Origin of the sequence: [Flexibacter] sp. ATCC 35103 (assembly GCF_001975985.1) — a bacterium.
In the GTDB taxonomy this organism is placed as follows: domain Bacteria; phylum Bacteroidota; class Bacteroidia; order Flavobacteriales; family Flavobacteriaceae; genus Flavobacterium.
On sequence record NZ_MTQF01000006.1, the window covers coordinates 39776 to 61756 of the forward strand.

Genomic DNA, 21981 nt, shown 5'->3' on the forward strand with positions numbered 1-21981 from the left:
GGCTTTAGTTTTTAGATTGTGCTGAAAATGCAGCTTCGGCAGTAATATTAAAATCCAACTCAAAGTCGTTGTAGATTAATGTATCGCCTAAATCTTTGAAGAAATTTCCTGAACGAAATTTGATATCGTATTTAGTACGATCAATAATCAGTTTACCGACAAGAGAAAGCGTGTTTTGATTACTTTTTACTTCGGTTTCAAAACCAGCAAGATGTGTGATATCTTTTATAGTAAGATTTCCCTCAAGATAATATTTTCCGTTTGAAACTTCTTTTACAGAAAGAATATCAAATGCTGCAGTTGGAAATTTTTCGATAGAGAAAAAATCATCTGACGCCAAATGTCCAGCAAATTGTGCATTTGTATCCGGATCTGTTACATCCAGAATTTTTATTGATGAGGTATTGATGACAATATTTCCACCATTTATTTTTCCGTCATTCAAAATAAAATGACCTTCTTTGATACCAATTGTACCATTATGTGCACCGGTAACTTTTCTACCAGTCCAATCGATGTTACTGTTTGAACTATCGATTTTAAAATTTGTTGTTTCCATTTTTATTGTATTTAAAAGTACAATACAAAGGAACGGCGAGTATAAAAATTGGTTACGTGATGTAGATCACAATATTTTTTTGAGGTACAAAGGTTGTGAGGTTCAGAGGAACAAAGTTTTTTTGTTTCACGCGATTTTAAAGATTTAAGCTGATGGTGTGGACTTTTTTTAATCTCGCATAGACGTGGAAGTGCAAAGTTTTATTCTCATTTTTGTCATCCTGAGCGAAGTCGAAGGACACGTAAGTAGCTCGACAAAGATTGGAGATTATCGATTGCACAGTTTCTAGTGTGATCTCTCCTTCGTCGAGATGACAAACTACTTGGCAAATAAAACACCTCGACAAAGATTGGGCTTTCGTTACGGAGTTACTTGTGTGTCCTTCGACTTCGCTCAGGATGACAACTATGTGGAAAACTAAAAATTAAAAAATCCTTTTAATCTTTTTAATCTGTGGCTAAAAAACTTCTACGAATTATATTTGCGCGTCCTTCGACTTCGCTCAGGATGACAAACTAAACGGAAAAATAAAAATCTGCTTAAATCTTTTTAAATCTGCGTGAAACAAAATCTTAAATCTGTAGCTAAAAAAACTATGAATTATATAATCTACTTAGGGTTTCTCTTGAAACGCCAAGATAAGCAGCAATTAAATGTTTGGGAACTAAATTATAAAGCTGTGGATATAATGCTAATAATTCTTCGTAACGAATTTTGACGTTATTATTCATAAAGGATAAAAGTCGTTTTTGAGAAGCAATATATCCTTTATTGGTTCTCCAACGGAAAAAATGTTCAACCTGATGAAATTCTTCGCAAAGTTTCTCTCGATCACCGTTCGAAAGACAAAGTAATTCGACATCTGTAATGCAATCTACATTTATGGTTGCAGGAGTTTGATTGTACAAAGCTGTATAATCAGATGTCCACCAGGTTGGCATGGCAAATTGAAGAATGTACATTTTGATCTCATCATTGATAAAAAAAGCTTTCAGACAACCTGAAATTACAAAATACTCACAATCGACTTTATCACCTGCTCCAATAATTGTCTGGCCTTTTTTGAAAGTCTGAGGTTTAAAATGTGAAAAGAAATAATCGAATTGATCGTCTGTCAACGAAGCCGTTTTGGCGATATGCTGTTGTAGGATTTCTTTGGAGTCCATTTTTTTAAAAGATACTAAGTTGCTAAGTCTCTAAGATTCTAAGTTTTTGAAAAAGGATCAAAAGTACTGAGTTTTTGAGTTGCTAAGTTACTGAGTTTTTTTTGAAAGGTTAAAAGATGCAAAGTTTTTGACCTGATTATTATTTTTGAAAACATCTTTTATAATGCAAAAAAAAGACACATTGCTATGCGCCACTACAATAAAAACTTAGCAGCTCATAATCTTAGAGACTTAGAACCTTAAACTAAAACCATCCCGCCATCCATAATAAAGTCTGCTCCGGTGATGAATTTTGAGGCTTCACTGCTAAGATATGCAACCATTTTGGCAACATCTTCTGAGGTTCCCATTTGTTTTAACGGCACTTTATCGACCACTACATCCATAATGGTTTTAACGGTTTCTTTATCTAAGCCAACTTTGTTCATAACCTCAGTTTCTGTTGGACCGGGACTAACGGAATTTACTCTGATTTTTCTTGACGCCAATTCTAAAGCAGCCGATTTCATTACAGAATTAATGGCTGTTTTGCTCGAAGAATAAATCGATGATCCGGGACCGGGCATACTTGCCGTGTTAGAAGAAAGAAAAACGACTGATGCCCCGTCTTTTAGTATTGGAATAAATTTGCTTAGGGTAAAATATGCACCTTTGAAATTTACATTTATAATACTGTCAAATAATCTTTCTGTGGCTTGTTCTATATTTCCTAATCCGGCAATTCCGGCATTGATAAAAAGAATATCGACAGTACCAAAATCTTCTTTTACTTTTAATGCCAGATTTTCGATATCAGCAATATTAGACTGATCTGCAACAATGGCTTTTACTCCTAACTCAAGAGCCGCTTTGTCTATGGCTTCTTTTCTGCGGCCGGTAATAATAACGGTTGCACCTTGTTGTTTTAATTGTTTTGCTGTTGCATAACCTATACCGCTATTTCCGCCTGTGATAACTGCAACTTTATGATTTAAATTGTCCATTTTTTATGTTTTAAAAATTAATGGGACAAAGTTAGATCTGAAAACATATTGCTTTTTCAATGGTATCACAGAGTATACTTAAATGCTTTTTTTACCATATAAGTGATATAAGTTCATTTAAATTTGGAACGTTAAAACAGCAAGTGCTTATAATTCCTTATATCACTTATATGATTTAAAACAATCCAATTCGCACTAGCTCATAATTTTCTTATATCACTTATATGGTGAAAAAAAATGTTTTTATATATTAGTTTAAAAAATTCTTATGGAAAGAAATCAGAAAGAAGAGTTTCAGGCGCTTCAGGATACATTATATGTTTTGGGAGGAAAATGGAAATTGCCAATCATAAATTCGATCTGTAACGGAAACAATCGTTTTAAGGAAATCCAGCAGAGTATTCCCGGAATTACATCCCGAATGTTATCGAAAGAACTTAAGGATATGGAACTTAATAATCTGGTAAAAAGAACCGAGGATCGTGATGCAAAAGTGCCAATACTTTATGAATCTACTCCTTATTGTCAATCTTTTGGTCCCATTATAACCGAAATGATCAATTGGGGGATTTCACATAGAAAACATATTAAAAACAGAGTAGAGAAATAAATTCCAATTGCGAAGACCTCCGACTTCACCCTTGGATGATAATAGAAAAAATCTGGGTCCCGATAGCTATCGAAGATAACGACTTAAGAAACCTTTGCACCTATTCTTCGCTTTTTAACTGCAACGCTCTTTGCAAAAAGCTTTGATGCATTAATTTGGTTTCGGCTTCGTTAATCGCCTGAAGTAAATTGTTTTGATTGTCTGCTATTTCTTTAAGAACGCTGGACATTACATCCCAGACAGGTTTCATTTTCACGATCAGTTCCTGCCCTTTTGGTGTAAGTGAAATCAATCTTTTACGCTCGTCTACTTTGTCTTTTTTAGAACGAATTAGTTTTTGTTTTTCAAGTTCCTTTAATAAACTAATGGTCGAAGGATGTGTGTAACCTATTTCGTTTGCAATTTCTACAACGCTCAAAACTTCTTTATGATGTAAAGTATAAACTACCGGAAACCATTTGGGTTCAAAGTCGATTCCGTATGATTTATAAAATAGTGCACCATCTTTTCGCAATTGCTCACTAAGACGCTGCAATCGTGTTGAAATGGCTAAAATCCCTGATTCATCAATTATATTCATCGTTACTTTTTTAGTTTTAAATGACAAAATACATTGTCGGCACTCATTACAGGAAAAGTATTTGGAAGCGATACTTTCTCGATTCGTATAAAATTATTTCTTTCATAAAAACGCAAAGCAGCTTCGAGTACTGTTATTGTTCCCAAATATAAATCTTCAATTTGATTTTTGGTGCAATAATCAACCAAAGTGTCTAATAATTTCTGGGCAATAGAAAATTCTTTTCCGCGATATTCTTTCTTCACAAACATTTTTCTAATAGCAGCCTGGGTATTATTAAATTTCACTAAAGCTATTGTTCCTACCAATTCGTCATCTACAAAAGCACCCCAAAAGTGACCTCCTCCGCCATAATAAAAGTTTTGTATGTTCAATAAATCCGGCTGATCTTCGATTGTAATGGCAACATTAAATTCCTTTTGCTGAATGTTTAAAATTAAATCTACAATGACATCAGAATATTTATTTTCTATGGGAATAATTTGTGGTTTCATGTTTTTTGAAATTTATTATACAAAACTACGTAGTTAAATACATAAATAAAAATATTTGATTAAAAATTGTTCTTTTTTTGTTTCACGCAGATTTAAAAAAAGATTTAAGCAGATATCGCAGATTATTTTTATTATTCTTTGTAAGTAGCAAATTTGTAAAATCTCTTTAAATCAGCTCAAATCAGCAGAATCTGCGTGAAATACACTTTGTACTTTGTCAAATTATTTGAATCAGATTCAAACACGAAATGTGAAAATTATCATAAAAAAATCAAGTTATTTTGTTTTTATGACCAATCGGTCATATATTTGTACTCGTAAAATGAAACTATCATGACAAAGGGAGAAGAAACCAGACAATTCATTATAGAAAAAGCAGCGCCAATTTTTAATACAAAAGGGATTGCGGCAACAGCTATGAGTGATATTATGGAGGCTACAAAATTGTCTAAAGGAAGTATGTATGTGCATTTTGAAAATAAAGATGTCCTTGCCTGCGCCGCGGTAGATCATAATATGAAAATATTAGGTGATAAACTTTTAGCTGCAATCAGCAAAAGCAAAACCGCAAAAGAAGAACTTTTTACTTATATAGATTTTTTTAGCAATGCTGTAAATCCACCACTTACCGGTGGTTGCCCGTTATTGAATTTTGGAACAGAAGCTGATGATACCAATCCCGTTGTAAAAGAGAAAATCAATAAAGGCTGTAATGCTAATCAGCAATTATTGGCAAGTATTATTAATAAAGGAATTGCCAACGGAGAATTTAAACCTGAGTGGAATGCTGAAGAGTTTGCAGTAGTTATGTTTGCAATGATGGAAGGCGGTCACCTAATTTCAAGAATGTCAGGCAATAATGACAAAATGAAAATCATCATTAAAACCCTAAAAAAAATAATAGAGGAAAACACACTCTAATTTTTTTTACCAAAAATATGACCGAAAGGTCATTTTTATTACGTATCAAAAATCAATTACAATTAAACAAATATCAATTTACATTTCACAATTAACCATTCACAATTAAAAATTAAACATCATGTCAAAAACAATTTTAATTTCAGGAGCATCAAAAGGATTTGGAAGAGCCTGGGCAGAAGCATTTCTAGCAAAAGGATACAATGTAGCCGCAACAGCAAGAAATATTGATACGCTGGCCGACTTAAAAGCACAATACGGTGACGCAATTTTGCCTTTGAGCTTAGACGTAAACAACCGCGAAGATTCATTTGCTGTTGTAGAAAAAGTAAAACAACATTTTGATACAATTGATATCCTGATTAATAATGCAGGTTATGCACAAAACGGAGCCGTTGAAGAAGCTAGCGAAACAGAAGCCAGAGCACAATTTGAAACGAATTTCTTTGGTACTCTTTGGTTAACTCAAGCTGTTTTGCCTATTATGAGAAATCAAAAAAGCGGTCATATCATACAGGTTTCTTCTATTTTAGGAATAACAACCTTACCAAATTTAGGACTTTATAATGCTTCGAAATTTGCTGTAGAAGGTCTTACTGAAACATTATCACAAGAAGTTAAACAATTTGGAATCAATGTTACGCTGGTTGAACCAAATGGATATGTTACGGATATTTGGGGTAACGGATTCAATAGTAAAAGCATCGACGCTTATGACGGAATTAGAAAAGCAATAGAAGAAGGACATGATCCTGACACTTTTGGGAAAACAAGTGCTACTGTTCCGGCAATTGTAAAACTGGTTGAAGCTGAAAATCCTCCTTTACGCCTATTCTTAGGTAAAGTAGCCTTGCCGTTTGCAAAACAAATATACGAGCAAAAATTAGCAACATGGGAAGAATGGGCTGACGTATCTGTAGCAGCTCATGGATAATTTTTTTTAAAATTTTATATAGCACAAAGGGTGAAAGTCATTAAACTTTTACCCTTTTTGTTGCTTTAATAATTTAAAAAAGGACTTAGAAAAAAAATGAAATTATGTAAATTCTGAAGAAAATTATATAACTAATTGTCCTGATTTTAAAATAATTTCATGCAATGAAAAATACTGTAATTTTATTAGTAGATGACGACGAGGATGACTGCGAACTTTTTATCGCAGCAATAGCTTCTTTGAATAAAAATATCATCACTACTATTTCCAATAATTCATTAGAAGCATTAAATAACTTAAAAGCAGCAACAGTCTTGCCTGACTTTATATTTCTGGATATGCAGATGCCTTATCTTAGCGGAGCAGAATTCATACAGCAATTGAGACAAATTCCTGAACTTAACAAAATTCAGCTTGTTGTTTATTCATCACATACACACGATACATTAAAAAAGCTAACGAACGAATTTGACTCAGTAAAAATATTTACCAAACCTAATAATTTTCAGGAATTGATAAGGACACTGGATAACATAATTGGATAAGAAATCATGTAACATTTAAGGGAAAAAGTATAAATTCTAAACTTGTCTAAGTCAGTAACTTTGGGTAAAATTTTACCACTAACACCTTAACTGCTATGCTGCTGCAATTTATCTCCAACTTATTTGAAAGCAATGAGCCTGATCAAAATCAATATGATATTGTCATTCAGATCAATGATAAAGTTTCACCCGCAGATAAACGAAATCTTTATCTGTTACCTTTAAATGATTTTTTAACTTCAAAAAATTATGGTGAGATTTCCGGTGGCGGAATTCTTAAGGAGGAACCGGGAGAAATTATTTTTTGCGATATTCATGTCAAATTTCATCAGGAAGAAATAAATGAAAATATCCTAAAAGATATCATGATTTATCTTGAGGATTGTGGTGCTCCAAAGGGATCAAAGATCATTATCGAAAAAACACATCAGGAAATTCCGTTTGGTAAAAACGAAGGAATTGCCATTTATCTGGATGGAGAAAACTCAGAAGAAAAAAATCAGGAAACTTATAATCTAGATTTCGTTCAGTCTGAAATTTCAAGACGAACCAATACTACACAATCTGCTGAAAGATTCTGGAAAGGAAATTCGACAACAGGATTATACTTTTATGGGCAATCTTACGAAAAAATGAAAGATGAAGTATCTCATTTTATGAGTTCATATCCTTTGTATAAAAGTGCGAGAATTGCTCAAATAGCTTAATAAAGTTATGAAAGTCCCACTATTAGCATTCAATGATAAAGGCATATATTGTCAGCAGGCAGATGTATATCTTGATCCGTGGCGTCCGGTTACAAATGCCATCATTACGCACGGTCATGCAGATCACTCGCGTTGGGGACATCAAAATTATATCACACATCATACGAATGTACCTATCATAAAACACCGTCTTGGCGATATTAACGTTACAGGAAAAGACTGGAACGAGACTTTTACTGTAAATGGTGTAAAGTTTTCCCTTCATCCTGCAGGTCATATTATAGGTTCTGCCCAAATTCGGGTAGAATACAAAGGTGAAGTCTGGGTTTTTACAGGCGATTACAAAACCGAAGATGACGGGATTTCTACTCCATACGAGGTTGTAAAATGCAACTCTTTTATAACAGAATGTACTTTTGGATTACCTGCTTTTAAGTGGACTCCTCAGGCTGAAGTAATGACGGACATCAATAATTGGTGGGCAGAAAATCGTGCCGAAGGAAAAACATCTGTCTTATTTGGATATTCATTAGGAAAAGCGCAACGTTTATTAAAATACCTCGACACGAATATTGGCACAATATACACACATGGCGCAATCGAAAACATGACCGAAGTTTTAAGACCAATGGTTCATTTTCCGCCAACAACAAGAGTAACACCAGCAATTAAAAAAGAAGATTTACTGGGGAGTATTGTTCTTGCTCCACCAAGCGCACATGGCTCTACATGGATTAGAAAAATGACGCCTTTTGTTACCGGTTCTGCAAGCGGATGGATGACTTTTCGTGGTGCAAGACGACGACGCGCGGTAGACAGGGGTTTCGTTTTAAGCGATCACTGCGACTGGACAGGTTTACTCGAAAGCATTAAAGCAACCGGAGCCGAAAAAGTAATTTGTACACACGGTTATTCAGATATATTCTCTAAATATCTTCAGGAATTAGGATATGATGCCAGAACTGCTCATACTCAATATGAAGGCGAATTGGGAGAAATGGATTCGAAAAAAGATGTTGAGGAAGAGAGAGAATAAAAAAAAGATGAAAGAGACAAGATGGAAGAAGAAAGAGCATAGAAAATAGAATTAAGAGTATAGAAAAAACACAAGAAGAAATAAGAATATAAAAAAAAATATAAATGTCCTCTTTGCTCTATTTATAGTCTTGTCTCTTTCTTCTTTCATCTTTTTTCTATTCTCTATTCTCTATTCTCTTCCTTCTCCTAAAAAAATAAAAAATGAAAAACTTTGCCGAACTTATAAAAGCGCTTGACAGTTCTAATAAAACGTCGGTAAAAGTAGATGCTTTGACCAATTATTTCATGAATGCCAGTAATGAAGATAAAGTCTGGACAATTGCTATTCTTTCGCACCGTCGTCCGCCAAGACCGGTTAATACTACATTATTGCGATTATGGGCAAATGAACTTGCTAATATTCCGCTTTGGCTGTTTGAAGAAAGTTACCATATTGTAGGGGATTTAGCTGAAACAATAGCTTTGGTAATCCCAACTACAAAAGAACATTCTGATAAAAGTTTAACTGAATATCTTCAGGAAATTATTGCCCTGAAAAAGAAAACGGATATTGAGAAAAAAGAATATCTGCAGGAGAATTGGCTTGCATTAAATTATTACGAACGCTTTGTTTTTACCAAATTAATTACCGGAAGCTTCAGAATTGGTGTAAGCCAGAAATTAATGACGCGAGCACTTTCTAAAGCTGAAAATATCGATGAAGATGCTCTTGCGCACAAATTAATGGGCGATTGGAATCCGAATACAATTACGTTTCAGGAATTAATTTTAGACGAAAAAAACAGCGATTATTTATCAAAGCCTTTTCCGTTTTACCTCGCCTATCCTATCGAAGGAGAACCATCAAATCTAGGAAATCCGGAAGATTGGAGTGCTGAACACAAATGGGACGGAATTCGATCGCAAACTATTATTCGTGATAATGAAATTTTTGTCTGGAGCCGTGGCGAAGAATTGGTAACGGATAAATATCCGGAATTTGCTTCTTTCATTGGTATAATTCCTGATGGAACTGTAATAGACGGGGAAATTTTACCGTTTATAGAAAACGAAATCGGAACTTTTAATGATCTCCAAACCCGAATTGGACGTAAAACAGTTTCGGCTGCAATACTAAAAAAATCACCCGTAATTATAAAAGCATACGATTTATTAGAATGGAAAGGTCAGGATATTCGAAATCTTCCTTTTGAAGAAAGACGTATATTATTAGAACAATTATATGAAGATATTAAACACAATGATATTCCGCTGTTGCTTTCAGAACGAGTGAAATTTTCGACCTGGGAAGAATTAACAGAGGAAAGATTGCGTTCCCGCGAAATGAGAAGCGAGGGTTTGATGATTAAAAGAAACGATTCTCCTTATCTTGTAGGAAGAAAAAAAGGCGATTGGTGGAAATGGAAAATTGAACCTTTGGTAATTGATGCCGTCCTCACCTACGCGATGCGCGGACACGGAAGACGGTCTAATTTATTTACCGATTATACTTTTGCCTTATGGCACAATAACGAAAATAACGAACGTGAATTAGTGACATTTGCAAAAGCGTATTCCGGTTTAACAGATGCCGAATTTAGAATGGTGGATGACTGGATCAAGAAAAATACACTGGAACGATTTGGTCCGGTTCGAAGTGTAACGCCTCAATTGGTTTTTGAAATTGGTTTTGAAGGAATTGCACTTTCTAAGCGACATAAAAGCGGAATCGCAACACGATTTCCGAGGATTTTAAGATGGCGACACGATAAAAAAATCGATGAAGCGAATTCTATTGAGGATTTGAAAGATATGATTTTGTAGTGTAAATAAATGGCACGCGGATGACGCGGATTCGCTAAAACGAAAACACGGATCGGCGCGGATTTTTTGTCATTGCGAGGAACGAAGCAATCGCATTAAGAAGACTCCAGCGGAGTCTTATATTTATAGAAATCAAGATAAATATAAAAAAAAGCTCCAGCGGAGCGATATATTAATTTTCTAATAAATGCGAAAATATGTCACCCCTACGTGGCTTTAATAAATACATTAAAAATTTTTATAAATATGCCGTCCCGTTGGGACTTAATTAAAAATGCATTTCTAAATTTTCTTTTAGACAGCAAACCTTAATGGGACTTAATATCTTAATGGTGAAAAAATAATAAAATGAACAGAGAGCAACTTTTTTCGGTAGCAAACGACTGGTTTCAAAATCAGGGATGGAAACCGTTTCCGTTCCAGACACAAACCTGGACTGCTTTTTTGCAAGGAAAAAATGGTTTACTAAACGCTCCAACAGGAAGCGGAAAAACTTATGCGCTCTGGCTGCCTATTGTTTTAGACTACATAAAAAATAATCCCAATTATAAAACGAAACATAGTCCTGGACTTAAAGCGATCTGGATTACGCCTTTACGTTCTCTTTCGGTAGAAATAAAACAAGCTGCAGAAAGAGTGGTGAATGATTTAGGAACTAAAATGACAGTCGGAATTCGTTCCGGAGATACATCTGCAAGTGAAAGAGCCAAGCAAAAAGGTAAAATGCCGGATTTATTGGTAACAACTCCAGAGAGTTTACAATTGCTTTTGGCGACAAAAGGTTATGATAAAATATTTGGCAATTGTACGGCAATTGTCATTGATGAATGGCACGAATTATTAGGTACGAAAAGAGGTGTTCAGACAGAACTGGCTTTATCGAGACTAAAAACGATTGCTCCCAAAATGCGAATCTGGGGAATATCAGCAACGATTGGAAACTTGCAGCAAGCTCAGGAAGTCTTACTTGGAGTGGATTCAGAAGCCTATCATAATTCGGTTTTGATTAAGGCACAGATTCATAAAAAAATAAAGGTTATTTCGATTATTCCGGATAAGATGGAAACGTATCCGTGGCGCGGACATATGGGGCTGCATCTTATTGATGAGGTTGCTAAAATTGTAAAAGCCAGTAAAACGACTTTAATCTTTACCAATGTACGATCTGCCTGTGAAATCTGGTTCCAGCGATTGCTCGAAAAATACCCTGAGTTTGCCGGAGAAATGGCGATGCATCACGGAAGTATCAATCGGGAAACGAGGCTTTGGGTCGAACAAGCTATCAGGGATGAAGAATTAAAAGTTGTGGTTTGTACTTCGAGTCTGGATCTGGGGGTTGATTTTGCGCCCGTAGAAACCATTATTCAGGTTGGCGGACCAAAAGGCGTTGCACGTTTTTTGCAAAGAGCCGGACGAAGCGGACATCAGCCCGGCAAGGAAAGTGTGATTTATTTTCTGGCAACCCATGCGATCGAATTAATCGAAGCATCGGCATTAAAAAAAGCAGTTGAAGAAAATGTTATCGAAGATCGGGTTCCTTATTTAAACAGTTGGGATGTTTTAGTACAATATCTCAATACTTTAGCTGTTTCTGAAGGGTTTATTCCTGATGAAATCTATAAGGAAGTAAAAGCAACCTTTTGTTATCAGGCAATGACAGAGGAAAACTGGAATTGGATTTTGAATTTCATAACTAACGGAAGCCAGAGTTTACAAGCCTATGACGAGTATAAGAAGGTAGAAGTTGAAGAAGACGGACGTTATAAAATAAACAGCAGATTGATTGCCATGCATCACAGAATGCAAATTGGGACTATTGTGGGCGACGCCGTTATAAATGTAAAATTTATGAGCGGCGGTTATATAGGAACTATTGAGGAATGGTTTGTATCTAAATTAAAACCGGGAGATACTTTTATTTTTGCCGGTAAACATCTGGAACTTTTCAGGGTCAGGAACATGCAGGTATTGGTACGAAAAGCAGATCCCAAAAAGAAATCGAAAGTAGTGAGCTGGATGGGAGGTCGAATGGCACTTTCTGCACAAATGAGCGAATTGCTGCGTCAGGAATTGTATCGCGCCAATACTGATAATTTATCACCGGAATTAAAGGCATTAAAACCTTTATTTGCAAGGCAGAGAAAAGAATCTATCGTTCCGGGAGATGACCAGTTTTTGATCGAAACTTTTAAAACGAGAGAAGGATATCATGCTATTTTTTACCCTTTTGAAGGTCGTTTTGTGCATGAAGCCTTAGCAAGTTTATTAGCTTACAGAATTAGTTTACTATTGCCTATCAGTTTTTCATTGGCGTATAACGATTATGGATTTGAATTACTTTCTGATCAGGAAATTGATATGCAGAATGTTTTGGATAATAATTTGTTTTCGACGGAATATGTGCATCATGATTTGCAAAAAAGTTTGAATGCGACTGAAATGGCAAGACGAAAATTCAGGGATATTGCCGTAATTGCAGGTTTGGTATTTACTGGTTTTCCCGGAAAAATGGTAAAGACAAAGCATTTGCAAAGCGGTTCTCAATTATTGTTTGAAGTTTTCAGGGATTACGAACCTGATAATTTATTGTTTCAGCAGGCGTATCGCGAAACCTTTGAACATCAGTTAGAAGAAGGTCGTTTGATTTTGGCTTTGGAACGAATAAACAATCAGGAAATAGTATGGAAACCCTGTTTAAAACCAACTCCTTTTAGTTTTCCGTTGATTACAGACAGACTACGGGAAAAATTGTCGAGCGAGACATTAGCAGAACGAATTAAAAAAATGACAGCTTCTTATATGAAGTAATATTTATGACTATTACAATACAAAATCAAACGTTTATTTTGCATCCAAGCGGGGCTTTATTTTGGGAAACCAGAAAATTGCTTTTGATCTCTGATGTGCATTTAGGGAAAGTATCGCATTTTAGAAAACACGGCGTGGCGATTCCGAATAATGTGGTTTCTGAAAACTTTAAACGTTTGACTGATATCGTAGCTTTTTTTAAACCTGAAAAGATTATTTTTCTGGGAGATTTATTTCATAGCACAAAAAATACCGAATGGGATTTATTCGAAAAATGGGTAGATTGCTGCACTAATAAAATCATCCTTATTGCAGGAAATCACGACATTATCGATAAAAAACATTATACTAAAATTGATATTGATGTTGTAGAATCCCTGGAAATAGATGACTTTTTATTAACCCATCATCCCACAATAAAGGAAGGTTTTTTTAATTTTTCAGGGCACATTCATCCCGGAATTATTCTTCGGGGTTTTGGAGCACAATCTTTAAAACTACCTTGTTTTTTTCAAAAAGAAAATCAGATGATTTTAGCTGCTTTTGGTGAATTTACCGGAAAACATGTTCTAAAACCGCAGGAAAATGATATTGTTTATGCTATTGCAAATGATGAAGTTATCAGGATCAATCTAAACTGATTTTTTAAAATAAAGTTGTTTTTGATTGGTATCGCGGGTATTGTCATTTTCATAATTGAATTCCTCGTATCCCAAAGTTTTCAGGTTTTCTATTAAAACGGCATCAATTTCAAAAGCTTTTGCCCAAATTAAATCGTATTTTCTCTGTAAAGCGATTTCTTCGGCACGTTTAAAAAGTACCATTATATCCTCAGGACTGAAATAAACGATATGATCTACACCCACAGGTTTATTGGCATCAAGATTTTGATTACAAAGGCGGGATGAATTCAGTTTCATAAATGACAACGGATTTTCGCCTTCATACGCCATTAACACTTCAACTGAAAAATCATTCTGAATTTTAAATAGTTTTTGCCTTGAAAGGTTTTCCTGAGCGTACTTCTCTCCTATTTCTTGAGATGAATCAAATAAATTGGAATAGAATTTTAGTGCTTTTTCTTCCATCCAAACTACATTATCATTTATGATTACTACAAATTTTGCGACTTTAGACATATTTTATATTATTTTATTACAGTGCAAAGTTGAGGTGATTTGATTGATAAGGAAAGAGCTAAATGTCTTGTAGTTTGTTCGAAAAGTCGGGAGTTTTTTTCCCATCTTTTTGTGTCATTACTCGAAATGACAAACTTTCTGTTAATATAATTTTATTTGAATACAAAATTATATTTCAGATATTCTTTCTGCGATATTCTAAAGGTGAAATCCCTTCACATTTTTTAAAAAATCTGCCAAATCCGGATTGATTAGGAAAATTTAAAATATCACTAATCTGACTGATCGTTAGATCCTTGTTCTGAAGCAATACTTTTGCCTCAAGAACAACAATATCATCAATCCATTCGCTGGCTGTCTTGCCGCTATTATTCTTCATTACTTCTGATAAATATTTGCGGGTTACATTCAAAACATCTGCATAATACTGAACAGATCGCTGGTTTATAAACTCTTTAGAAAGTAGTTCTTTAAATTTTTCGAATAGCGGATTTTGCGCTGAATCATCGCGAGAGATTTGCTTTATTAAATCAAGTTCGTAAATTAAAATATAGAGATATCCCCTAAATATAGAAGGCTGATGCGCAGAATTATTATCCAGTGATTGTCTTAGCAGCGAAAAGATTTGCTCAAACTTAATTTTGTTCTTTTTTTCCAGATTAAAAACGTGCATTTCGCTATTTTCGAAAAACTCATATTGTGACAAAAAGAAAACATTTGCCTGATTGTGCAAAAAAAATTGCGGTTTAAAAAAAATAATATCAATTAAAATTTCGTCACTTTCTTTTGTAAAACTTCTAATTACAGATGGTCCTAATGTAAGTATTGCCGGAGCGTGAATTATAACTTTTTTTAGTTTACTCTGCATTACAATACTTCCTTTTCTTAAAAATTCTATTGCATAGCTTTCTGCCCGATAAGGTTCGCTGATGTAAGGATGATCCTGCGCCTGAATGTAAAAATAATCAGTATTAGTGTCAGCATTAGCAAACAAACTCTTATGATGTTCGAGCGAGTATGTTATAATTTTATTCTTCAATTGTATTAGGTTTAATCAATATCAAATATAGTCAACCATTTACCCATAACAAAAAAAATGGCGCCATACAGCGCCATTATCTTATCAAGAGTGAGTGTCTTTACTCTATTGTCTATAGTCTTTCTTCTATTTTCTTTACTCTATCTTCTATTTTCTCTCTATTTCTTATCGATTTTATAAAGTCTTCCAGCATCAGTAATAGCATATAGAGCTCCGTCGTTTCCTTGCGTTACGTCTCTAAAACGTTGACCTTCTGAAGCAAGAAGTCTTTCTTCTCCAATTACTTTATTATCTTTTATAGCAAGACGCACGATATGCATTCCGCTTAGAGCGCCAATAAACAAGTTATTTTGCCATTCCGGAACACGATTACCGGTATAGAAAGTCATTCCGCTTGGTGAAACTACCGGATCCCAATAGTAAACAGGTTGTTCTAAACCATCTTGTTGCTGAATTCCTGCACCAATTTTTTCACCTGTATATTCGATTCCGTAAGTTATTGTAGGCCATCCATAATTTGCACCTGGTTTTATACGGTTAATTTCGTCACCACCTCTTGGTCCATGCTCAGCAAGCCAGATTTCGTTGGTAACTGGATTAAGTGCTAAACCTTGCGGATTTCTATGCCCAATAGAATATAATTCAGGTAAAGCTCCGGTTTGCGTAAAAGTAGGGTTTCCGGTTGCTGGTTGTCCGTCTTTTGTTATTCTAATTACTTTACCAAGAGCTGCCGTAACTGATTGTGCCAATGGTCTGGTTTCTAATACAGATCTTTCTCCTGTACTAATTATAAGTGAACCTGTTTTGTCAAAAAGAATACGTCCGCCATAATGAAGCGTACTTGGATTAGCAGGTTTTGCTCTGTATATTATTGTTGCACCTTCGATTGTTTTTTCATCAGCCGATAGTTTTCCTTTGGCTACTGCCGTATTATTTCCACCAGTAGTTGCTTCAGCAAAAACCCAGTATATCATGCGGTTTGTAGTAAAATCAGGGTCAATACATAACCCTAATAAACCTCCCTGATTAGCAGCATTTACAGTAGGAATACCAGTAATAGGAGCACTCAAAACTCCAGCTGTTGTAGCGATACGCATTGTACCTGTTTTTTCTGTAATTAGTAATCTTCCGTCTGGAAGCGTTTTTATTCCCCATGGGCTTGTTAAAGTCGTAGCAATAGCAACTCCTTCATAAGGTGTATTGGTTTGAATACCGTTTATACGGGTTTGTCCCTCGAATGCGGGTTTATAAGTTGTATTGGCAGCATCACCTTCTACAGGATTAGTAGTTGTGCCTGGATTTACATCGACTTCTTTATCGTTAGAGCAGCTAAATAAAGTAATTAGCACACTTGAAACAATAGCAATCTGGTTAATATTTCTCATAGTTTTGGGGTTTTAAATATTTAAAAAATTATCAGTTGTAGTCATTCTAAATTTAGAATAAAACAAAAATCTTAAATTAAAAATGAAAGCCGTTATATAATTTATGAGAAAAGTTATACGATTTTAATTTCTAGAATAGTGTTTCTAATTTTTTTGATAATTTATTAATAATATTTTTTAAGTTTGTAATCATCAGATGATATGATAATACAATTATGGCATTAATCAATAAAAAATCTCTGGCAGAAGAAGTCGCTTCAAAATTACAGGAGCAGATTTCTTTAGGTCATTATAAACTCAATGAGAAATTACCTATTGAGGCAGAACTCATGAAAAGTTTTGGTGTTGGCAGATCTTCGATTAGAGAAGCTATGAAGTTATTGGCCAATTCAGGATTACTGCGCATCCAGCAAGGCGTTGGTACATTTGTTCAGGAAGTTAGAACAACCCGTGAGCCTATGGATCAGAGATTAATGCGCGCCAATGTTCAGGATTTAGATGAAGTAAGACAATTATTAGAATTAAAGATCGCCGAAAAAGCAGCCATTAACAGATCTGAAGACGATATAATGGCCATGAAAATGCATTTACAAAACAGAATGATCGCTGCGAACAGAGGTTTACTAGAAGAATGTATAGAAGCTGATATACAATTTCATATCGCGATTGCAGAAGCATCAAAAAATGAAATTCTGGCTGATTTATACAAATCTGCTTCTATTCATCTAAAAAAGGGATTTCTACATCTTTATCCGGATACCAAAATATTTCAGGATACATATGCAATACACGAGCAGCTTTTAAAAAGTATTATTGCACAAGATTCTAAAAAAGCCTGGAACACAGTTGCAAAAATCATAGGACATATTAATTACTAATTTTTACCCAAATTCATCAGATGATCTGATATTAAAACATGAAAACAAATACCATTACTCAGTCGAAACAGATAGCACAGCAAACTGTTTTTTCCATTTTATTTACTATTAGCTTTACGCATTTTCTTAATGATATGCTTCAGGCAGTGGTTCCGGCCGTATACCCAATTATAAAGGAAAAATTTCACTTAACCTTTACTGACATCGGGTTAATTACTTTGACTTACCAACTTACAGCGTCAATTTTACAGCCCTTCGTTGGTTTTTATACGGATAGAAGACCACGCCCGTATTCGCTGGCTATCGCAATGATTTTTACGCTAATAGGTTTAGCGGCTGTAGCTGTAGCTTCCAGTTTTATTAATATCTTACTTGCCGTAAGTTTAATTGGTATTGGATCTTCTATATTTCATCCTGAATCTTCGAGGGTGGCACATTTGGCTTCCGGAGGAAAAAGAGGTTTGGCACAATCTATTTTTCAATTAGGCGGAAACGCAGGAAGTGCTGTCGGACCTTTACTTGCGGCGATAATTGTGGTACCTTACGGACAATTTAATATTATTTGGTTTTGTATTGCTGCGGTTTTAGGAATTGTTATTCTTTCAGGAGTTGCAAAATGGTATCAGGAACATTTAAACCTTAAAGCATTAAATAAAACTGCAATAAAAGAGGAAGTTCATCATTCACTTTCCAGAAAAAAAGTAGTCTTTTCATTGGTTATTTTATTGGTACTGATATTTTCTAAATACTTTTATATGGCAAGTATGACAAGTTATTACACGTTTTATCTTATCGATAAATTTCATTTGTCTGTACAGGAATCTCAAGTGTACCTTTTTGCTTTTATGGGCGCTGTAGCTGCGGGTACATTATTTGGCGGACCATTAGGAGATCGTTTTGGACGAAAATATATCATTTGGATTTCTATATTAGGCGTTGCACCTTTTACATTGTTACTTCCTTATGCTTCTCTTTTCTGGACTGGAATTCTATCCGTAATTATTGGTTTAATCATCTCATCTGCTTTCTCAGCAATTTTAGTTTATGCAACAGAACTTGTTCCGGGAAAAGTTGGATTAATCGCAGGGCTTTTCTTTGGATTAGCTTTCGGAATGGGCGGATTAGGTTCTGCAATTTTAGGAAAACTAGCCGATAATACCAGTATCGAATATGTTTTTAAAGTTTGTGCGTTTTTGCCTTTGATAGGAATTTTGACGAGTTTACTTCCCAATATCGAAGGAAACAAAAAACCTCAAAACAATTAAACATAAGAAGATTAAATTTTTGCTTACTAATTCAAATTTTACATTAAAAAAAGCGCTAAATCTACTGATTTAGCGCTTTTGTTTTTTATCAAAATGCAATGTATTTTTATTACCAGCCTTTTACAGCTCCGCCTTTAAATTCACGAATCGCTGCTTGTTCTACTTCTGCAGATTGAAAAGCCTGTAAAAACTGTTTTACTTTTTCTTCATTTTTATTGTCTTCACGACTTACTACTAAGTTTACATATGGCGAATCTTTATCTTCAACAAACAAAGCATCGCGAGATGGAATTAATCCAGCCTGAGAAGCAAAAGTATTATTGATAATCGCAATTGTTACGTTATCATCATCAAGTGCTCGTGGCAATTGTGGTGCTTCTAATTCTAGAATTTTAAGATTTTTAGGATTACTTACAATATCAGTAACTTTAGGCAATAAGCCTACTCCAGATTTAAGTTTCAATAAACCATTTTTCTCTAATAACAATAACGAACGTCCCCCGTTTGTTGGATCATTTGGGATAATAATAGTGCTTTCATTTTTTAATTCTGCAAGATTTTTTATCTTTTTAGAATATGCTGCAATTGGGTAAATAAATGTTTTCCCAATAATTGCCAATTTATATCCGCGTTGTTTAGATTGTTCGTCAAGATATGGTTTGTGCTGAAAAGCGTTTGCATCAATATCTCCCTGACTCAAAGCTTCGTTAGGAATTACATAATCGTTAAAAGAAATCAATTCAACTTCTAATCCGTATTTTTCTTTTGCTACTTTTTTAGCTGCTTCTGCTACTTTATATTCCGGTCCCGTTGCAACTCCAACTTTTATGTGGTGCGGATCATTGTTTTTGCTTTTTCCGCAATTTGCCAATGATAATGTCAAAGCAACAATCCCGGCTATTTTCAAAAAATTTAATCTAGTATTCATTCTCTTATTTTTTAATTTTTAATTTAATTATCTATGGTCAAATCTTTTGGATAAAAAGTCACCAGCAAACTGAATAACGAATACCAAAAGTACCAGTAAAGCTAAAACCGAATTCATGGTTACTGCATCGTAGCCAATATATCCGTATTGATATCCTACTTGTCCTAAACCACCCGCACCAACAGCGCCACCCATTGCAGAATAACCTACAAGGGTAATTAATGTTATAGAAGCTGCATTTATTAAAGATGGCAAAGCTTCCGGAAGCAAAACTTTATATACGATCTGGAAAGGTGTTGCGCCCAAAGCTCTTGCTGCTTCGATTAATCCTGAAGGCAATCCTAAAAGACTATTTTCTACAAGTCTGGCAATAAATGGAGCTGCACCAATACTCAACGGAACCAATGCTGCACTTACACCAATAGAAGTTCCTACTAATGCTCGTGTAAACGGAATCATCCAGACAATTAATATAATGAACGGAATTGAACGAAAAACATTCACTAAAACCGATAAAGTCCTGTTTAAAACCGGTTGATCGAGGATTTGATTTTTTCTGGTAAGGAAAAGCAAAATACCGGTTGGAAGTCCCAATACAAAACCAAAAAATCCCGATACAAATGTCATCACGATGGTTTCCCAGGTACCATTTAATAATAAGTCAATAATAGAATCAGACATAACCTATAATTTCTGTTTTAATATGTTTAGAAATAAAATACTCAATTGCAGCTTCATAATTTTCACGCTTACCGGACAATTCGATCAGCATCACACCAAAATTTACATCTCCGGCTTGATCCATTTGTGCACTAACAATCTTAAAGTTAGTATCAAATAATCGCGAAACTTCAGAAATAACCGGCTCATTAACTGATTTTCCTGTCATTTCTAACCTTAATAAGGGATTCAATCCTTCGCCATCCTCTTTTTGTAATCTTTCCTGATACACTCTTGGAATATCCAGATGAAGTGAAGAAGCAATAAATTCTTTTGTTAATTCATGTTTAGGATCTGCAAAAATTTCGCCTACACTTCCCTGCTCTATCAGTTTTCCGTGACTGATTACTGCAACCTCATCGCAAATCGATTTTACAACTTCCATCTGGTGTGTAATCAAAAGAATCGTAATATTTAAACGACGATTAATATCTTTTAATAAATTTAAAATAGATCTTGTAGTTGCCGGATCAAGTGCACTTGTAGCTTCGTCGCACAACAATACTTTTGGGTTATTTGCCAATGTTCTGGCAATGGCAACTCTTTGTTTTTGACCTCCTGAAAGGCTTGCAGGATAATCGTTTGCTTTTTCGGCTAAACCTACTAATTGCAGTAATTCTAAAACACGGGTCTGAATATCTCCTTTTGAAACTCCAACAAGTTCCAACGGAAAAGCCACATTCTCAAAAACTGTACGTGATGAAAGCAAATTAAAATGCTGAAAAATCATTCCTATTTGTCTTCTTTCAATCGCGAGCTGTGCATTTGATAAGTGTATCAAAGATTTTCCGTCTACGATAATTTCTCCTGAAGTTGGTCTTTCAAGCAAATTCACACAACGAATCAAGGTACTTTTCCCAGCTCCCGAAGTTCCAATTACACCAAATATTTTTCCTGGAGGAACTTTAAGCGAAACATCTGACAAAGCCGAAACAATTCGGTTTTTCTGATGAAAATTCTTGGTGACATTTTTTAATTCAATCATTTTTTTAATTCAAGTTAAGTCTGACATCCACAGACATAAATACTTAGCGTTTCTGAAATTGCCAAAATAAAATCAAAAAGCCTTTCATAAATATTGAAAGGCTTTAGAAATAAATAATCTTATTTTTATATATAAGCCAGTTTATACCATCGCATAGTTCCACAACAATTGTTGCAGCTATAATAATTGGTATTCTGGTTATCGTTTTTCATTGCTGCGGCAAATTTAAAGAGATAATTTGAATTTCAATGCAAAAATCATAAACTTTTTTAACCCTATCAATTTAATAGACTGTTTTAAACATCTTGAGCTGTTTCCTGCTGTCCGCTATATCTTTACTTGCTTAAAGAAAGCAAGCAAAGGATGCCGCTCCCATCAGGGCTATTACACTGGTTTTCATAAGAAACATTATTTTTATATCGACATACATTACAGATTTAAAACAAATTTCGAGAATAATCAATTTCTCATTTTTTTTAAACCCATTATAAAAA

Annotated in this window: 22 protein-coding genes; 11 read left to right on the forward strand and 11 right to left on the reverse strand. The window is 34.6% G+C overall.

Features of this window, described 5'->3' with window-relative positions; translation table 11 throughout:
- Window positions 1-4: 4 nt before the first annotated feature.
- From BXU01_RS13660 to BXU01_RS13670, 3 genes are all read right to left on the reverse strand, one after another.
- Window positions 5-559, reverse strand: a complete 555-nt coding sequence (locus tag BXU01_RS13660) for a YceI family protein (protein WP_083693717.1) — start codon at window positions 557-559, stop codon at window positions 5-7.
- 593 nt (window positions 560-1152) lie between these two features.
- Window positions 1153-1725: a Crp/Fnr family transcriptional regulator gene (locus tag BXU01_RS13665; protein ID WP_083693718.1), complete on the reverse strand. Its 573-nt coding sequence runs from the start codon at window positions 1723-1725 to the stop codon at window positions 1153-1155.
- Window positions 1726-1964: 239 nt separating this feature from the next.
- On the reverse strand, window positions 1965-2708 hold the full coding sequence (locus BXU01_RS13670) for an SDR family oxidoreductase (protein WP_083693719.1): 744 nt from the start codon (window positions 2706-2708) through the stop codon (window positions 1965-1967).
- Window positions 2709-2976: 268 nt separating this feature from the next.
- Between BXU01_RS13670 and BXU01_RS13675 the strand changes: the two genes are divergently transcribed.
- On the forward strand, window positions 2977-3318 hold the full coding sequence (locus tag BXU01_RS13675; RefSeq protein WP_055095209.1) for a helix-turn-helix domain-containing protein: 342 nt from the start codon (window positions 2977-2979) through the stop codon (window positions 3316-3318).
- Between the two features lie 100 nt (window positions 3319-3418).
- Here the strand turns inward: BXU01_RS13675 and BXU01_RS13680 are convergent, their stop codons facing one another.
- Window positions 3419-3898 carry a MarR family winged helix-turn-helix transcriptional regulator gene (locus BXU01_RS13680; protein WP_055095210.1) on the reverse strand — a complete coding sequence of 160 codons (480 nt, stop codon included), beginning with the start codon at window positions 3896-3898 and terminating at the stop codon, window positions 3419-3421.
- 2 nt (window positions 3899-3900) lie between these two features.
- Window positions 3901-4392: a GNAT family N-acetyltransferase gene (locus tag BXU01_RS13685; protein WP_083693720.1), complete on the reverse strand. Its 492-nt coding sequence runs from the start codon at window positions 4390-4392 to the stop codon at window positions 3901-3903.
- A gap of 333 nt (window positions 4393-4725) precedes the next feature.
- On the opposite strand from BXU01_RS13685, the gene BXU01_RS13690 reads away from it, so the two are divergent.
- From BXU01_RS13690 to pdeM, 8 genes are all read left to right on the forward strand, one after another.
- Window positions 4726-5313 carry a TetR/AcrR family transcriptional regulator gene (locus BXU01_RS13690; protein WP_083693721.1) on the forward strand — a complete coding sequence of 196 codons (588 nt, stop codon included), beginning with the start codon at window positions 4726-4728 and terminating at the stop codon, window positions 5311-5313.
- A gap of 121 nt (window positions 5314-5434) precedes the next feature.
- The gene (locus BXU01_RS13695; RefSeq protein ID WP_083693722.1) at window positions 5435-6247 is read left to right on the forward strand and encodes an SDR family NAD(P)-dependent oxidoreductase; all 813 of its coding nucleotides are present in this window, start codon (window positions 5435-5437) and stop codon (window positions 6245-6247) included.
- A 164-nt stretch (window positions 6248-6411) separates the two neighbouring features.
- Window positions 6412-6792 carry a response regulator gene (locus tag BXU01_RS13700; protein WP_083693723.1) on the forward strand — a complete coding sequence of 127 codons (381 nt, stop codon included), beginning with the start codon at window positions 6412-6414 and terminating at the stop codon, window positions 6790-6792.
- Window positions 6793-6887: 95 nt separating this feature from the next.
- Entirely contained in the window at window positions 6888-7499 is a 612-nt protein-coding gene (locus tag BXU01_RS13705; RefSeq protein WP_083693724.1) for a hypothetical protein, read from the forward strand.
- A gap of 7 nt (window positions 7500-7506) precedes the next feature.
- Window positions 7507-8535: a ligase-associated DNA damage response exonuclease gene (locus BXU01_RS13710; RefSeq protein ID WP_083693725.1), complete on the forward strand. Its 1029-nt coding sequence runs from the start codon at window positions 7507-7509 to the stop codon at window positions 8533-8535.
- A 203-nt stretch (window positions 8536-8738) separates the two neighbouring features.
- Entirely contained in the window at window positions 8739-10340 is a 1602-nt protein-coding gene (locus BXU01_RS13715; RefSeq protein ID WP_083693726.1) for an ATP-dependent DNA ligase, read from the forward strand.
- A 348-nt stretch (window positions 10341-10688) separates the two neighbouring features.
- Window positions 10689-13148: a ligase-associated DNA damage response DEXH box helicase gene (locus tag BXU01_RS13720; protein WP_083693727.1), complete on the forward strand. Its 2460-nt coding sequence runs from the start codon at window positions 10689-10691 to the stop codon at window positions 13146-13148.
- Window positions 13149-13153: 5 nt separating this feature from the next.
- A complete protein-coding gene (pdeM, locus tag BXU01_RS13725; protein WP_083693728.1) occupies window positions 13154-13789 on the forward strand; it encodes a ligase-associated DNA damage response endonuclease PdeM in 636 nt (211 codons plus the stop codon).
- Here pdeM and BXU01_RS13730 read toward each other — a convergent pair.
- The 3 genes from BXU01_RS13730 to BXU01_RS13740 all read right to left on the reverse strand — a co-directional run bounded on the left by BXU01_RS13730 (window position 13781) and on the right by BXU01_RS13740 (window position 16711).
- Window positions 13781-14287: a hypothetical protein gene (locus BXU01_RS13730; RefSeq protein WP_083693729.1), complete on the reverse strand. Its 507-nt coding sequence runs from the start codon at window positions 14285-14287 to the stop codon at window positions 13781-13783. The two genes, pdeM and BXU01_RS13730, sit on opposite strands and share 9 nt — an antisense overlap.
- Before the next feature lie 175 nt (window positions 14288-14462).
- Window positions 14463-15326, reverse strand: coding sequence for an AraC family transcriptional regulator (locus tag BXU01_RS13735; protein WP_123774052.1), 864 nt, complete (start codon window positions 15324-15326; stop codon window positions 14463-14465).
- Window positions 15327-15484: 158 nt separating this feature from the next.
- Entirely contained in the window at window positions 15485-16711 is a 1227-nt protein-coding gene (locus BXU01_RS13740; RefSeq protein ID WP_083693731.1) for a PQQ-dependent sugar dehydrogenase, read from the reverse strand.
- 215 nt (window positions 16712-16926) lie between these two features.
- Between BXU01_RS13740 and BXU01_RS13745 the strand changes: the two genes are divergently transcribed.
- Together BXU01_RS13745 and BXU01_RS13750 are read left to right on the forward strand one after the other, a co-directional pair.
- Window positions 16927-17589 carry a FadR/GntR family transcriptional regulator gene (locus tag BXU01_RS13745; protein WP_083693732.1) on the forward strand — a complete coding sequence of 221 codons (663 nt, stop codon included), beginning with the start codon at window positions 16927-16929 and terminating at the stop codon, window positions 17587-17589.
- 38 nt (window positions 17590-17627) lie between these two features.
- Window positions 17628-18854 (forward strand): MFS transporter, encoded by a 1227-nt coding sequence (locus BXU01_RS13750; protein ID WP_083693733.1) that lies wholly within the window; start codon window positions 17628-17630, stop codon window positions 18852-18854.
- Between the two features lie 109 nt (window positions 18855-18963).
- Here the strand turns inward: BXU01_RS13750 and metQ are convergent, their stop codons facing one another.
- Genes metQ through metN form a run of 3 tightly spaced genes read right to left on the reverse strand, consistent with a single transcriptional unit; the run spans window position 18964 to window position 21487 of the window.
- Window positions 18964-19782, reverse strand: coding sequence for a methionine ABC transporter substrate-binding lipoprotein MetQ (gene metQ, locus BXU01_RS13755; protein ID WP_083693734.1), 819 nt, complete (start codon window positions 19780-19782; stop codon window positions 18964-18966).
- Window positions 19783-19809: 27 nt separating this feature from the next.
- Window positions 19810-20463, reverse strand: coding sequence for a methionine ABC transporter permease MetI (gene metI / locus BXU01_RS13760; RefSeq protein WP_083693735.1), 654 nt, complete (start codon window positions 20461-20463; stop codon window positions 19810-19812).
- The gene (gene metN / locus BXU01_RS13765) at window positions 20456-21487 is read right to left on the reverse strand and encodes a methionine ABC transporter ATP-binding protein MetN (RefSeq protein ID WP_083693736.1); all 1032 of its coding nucleotides are present in this window, start codon (window positions 21485-21487) and stop codon (window positions 20456-20458) included. The genes metI and metN overlap by 8 nt, the downstream gene beginning before the upstream one ends.
- Window positions 21488-21981 lie beyond the last annotated feature (494 nt).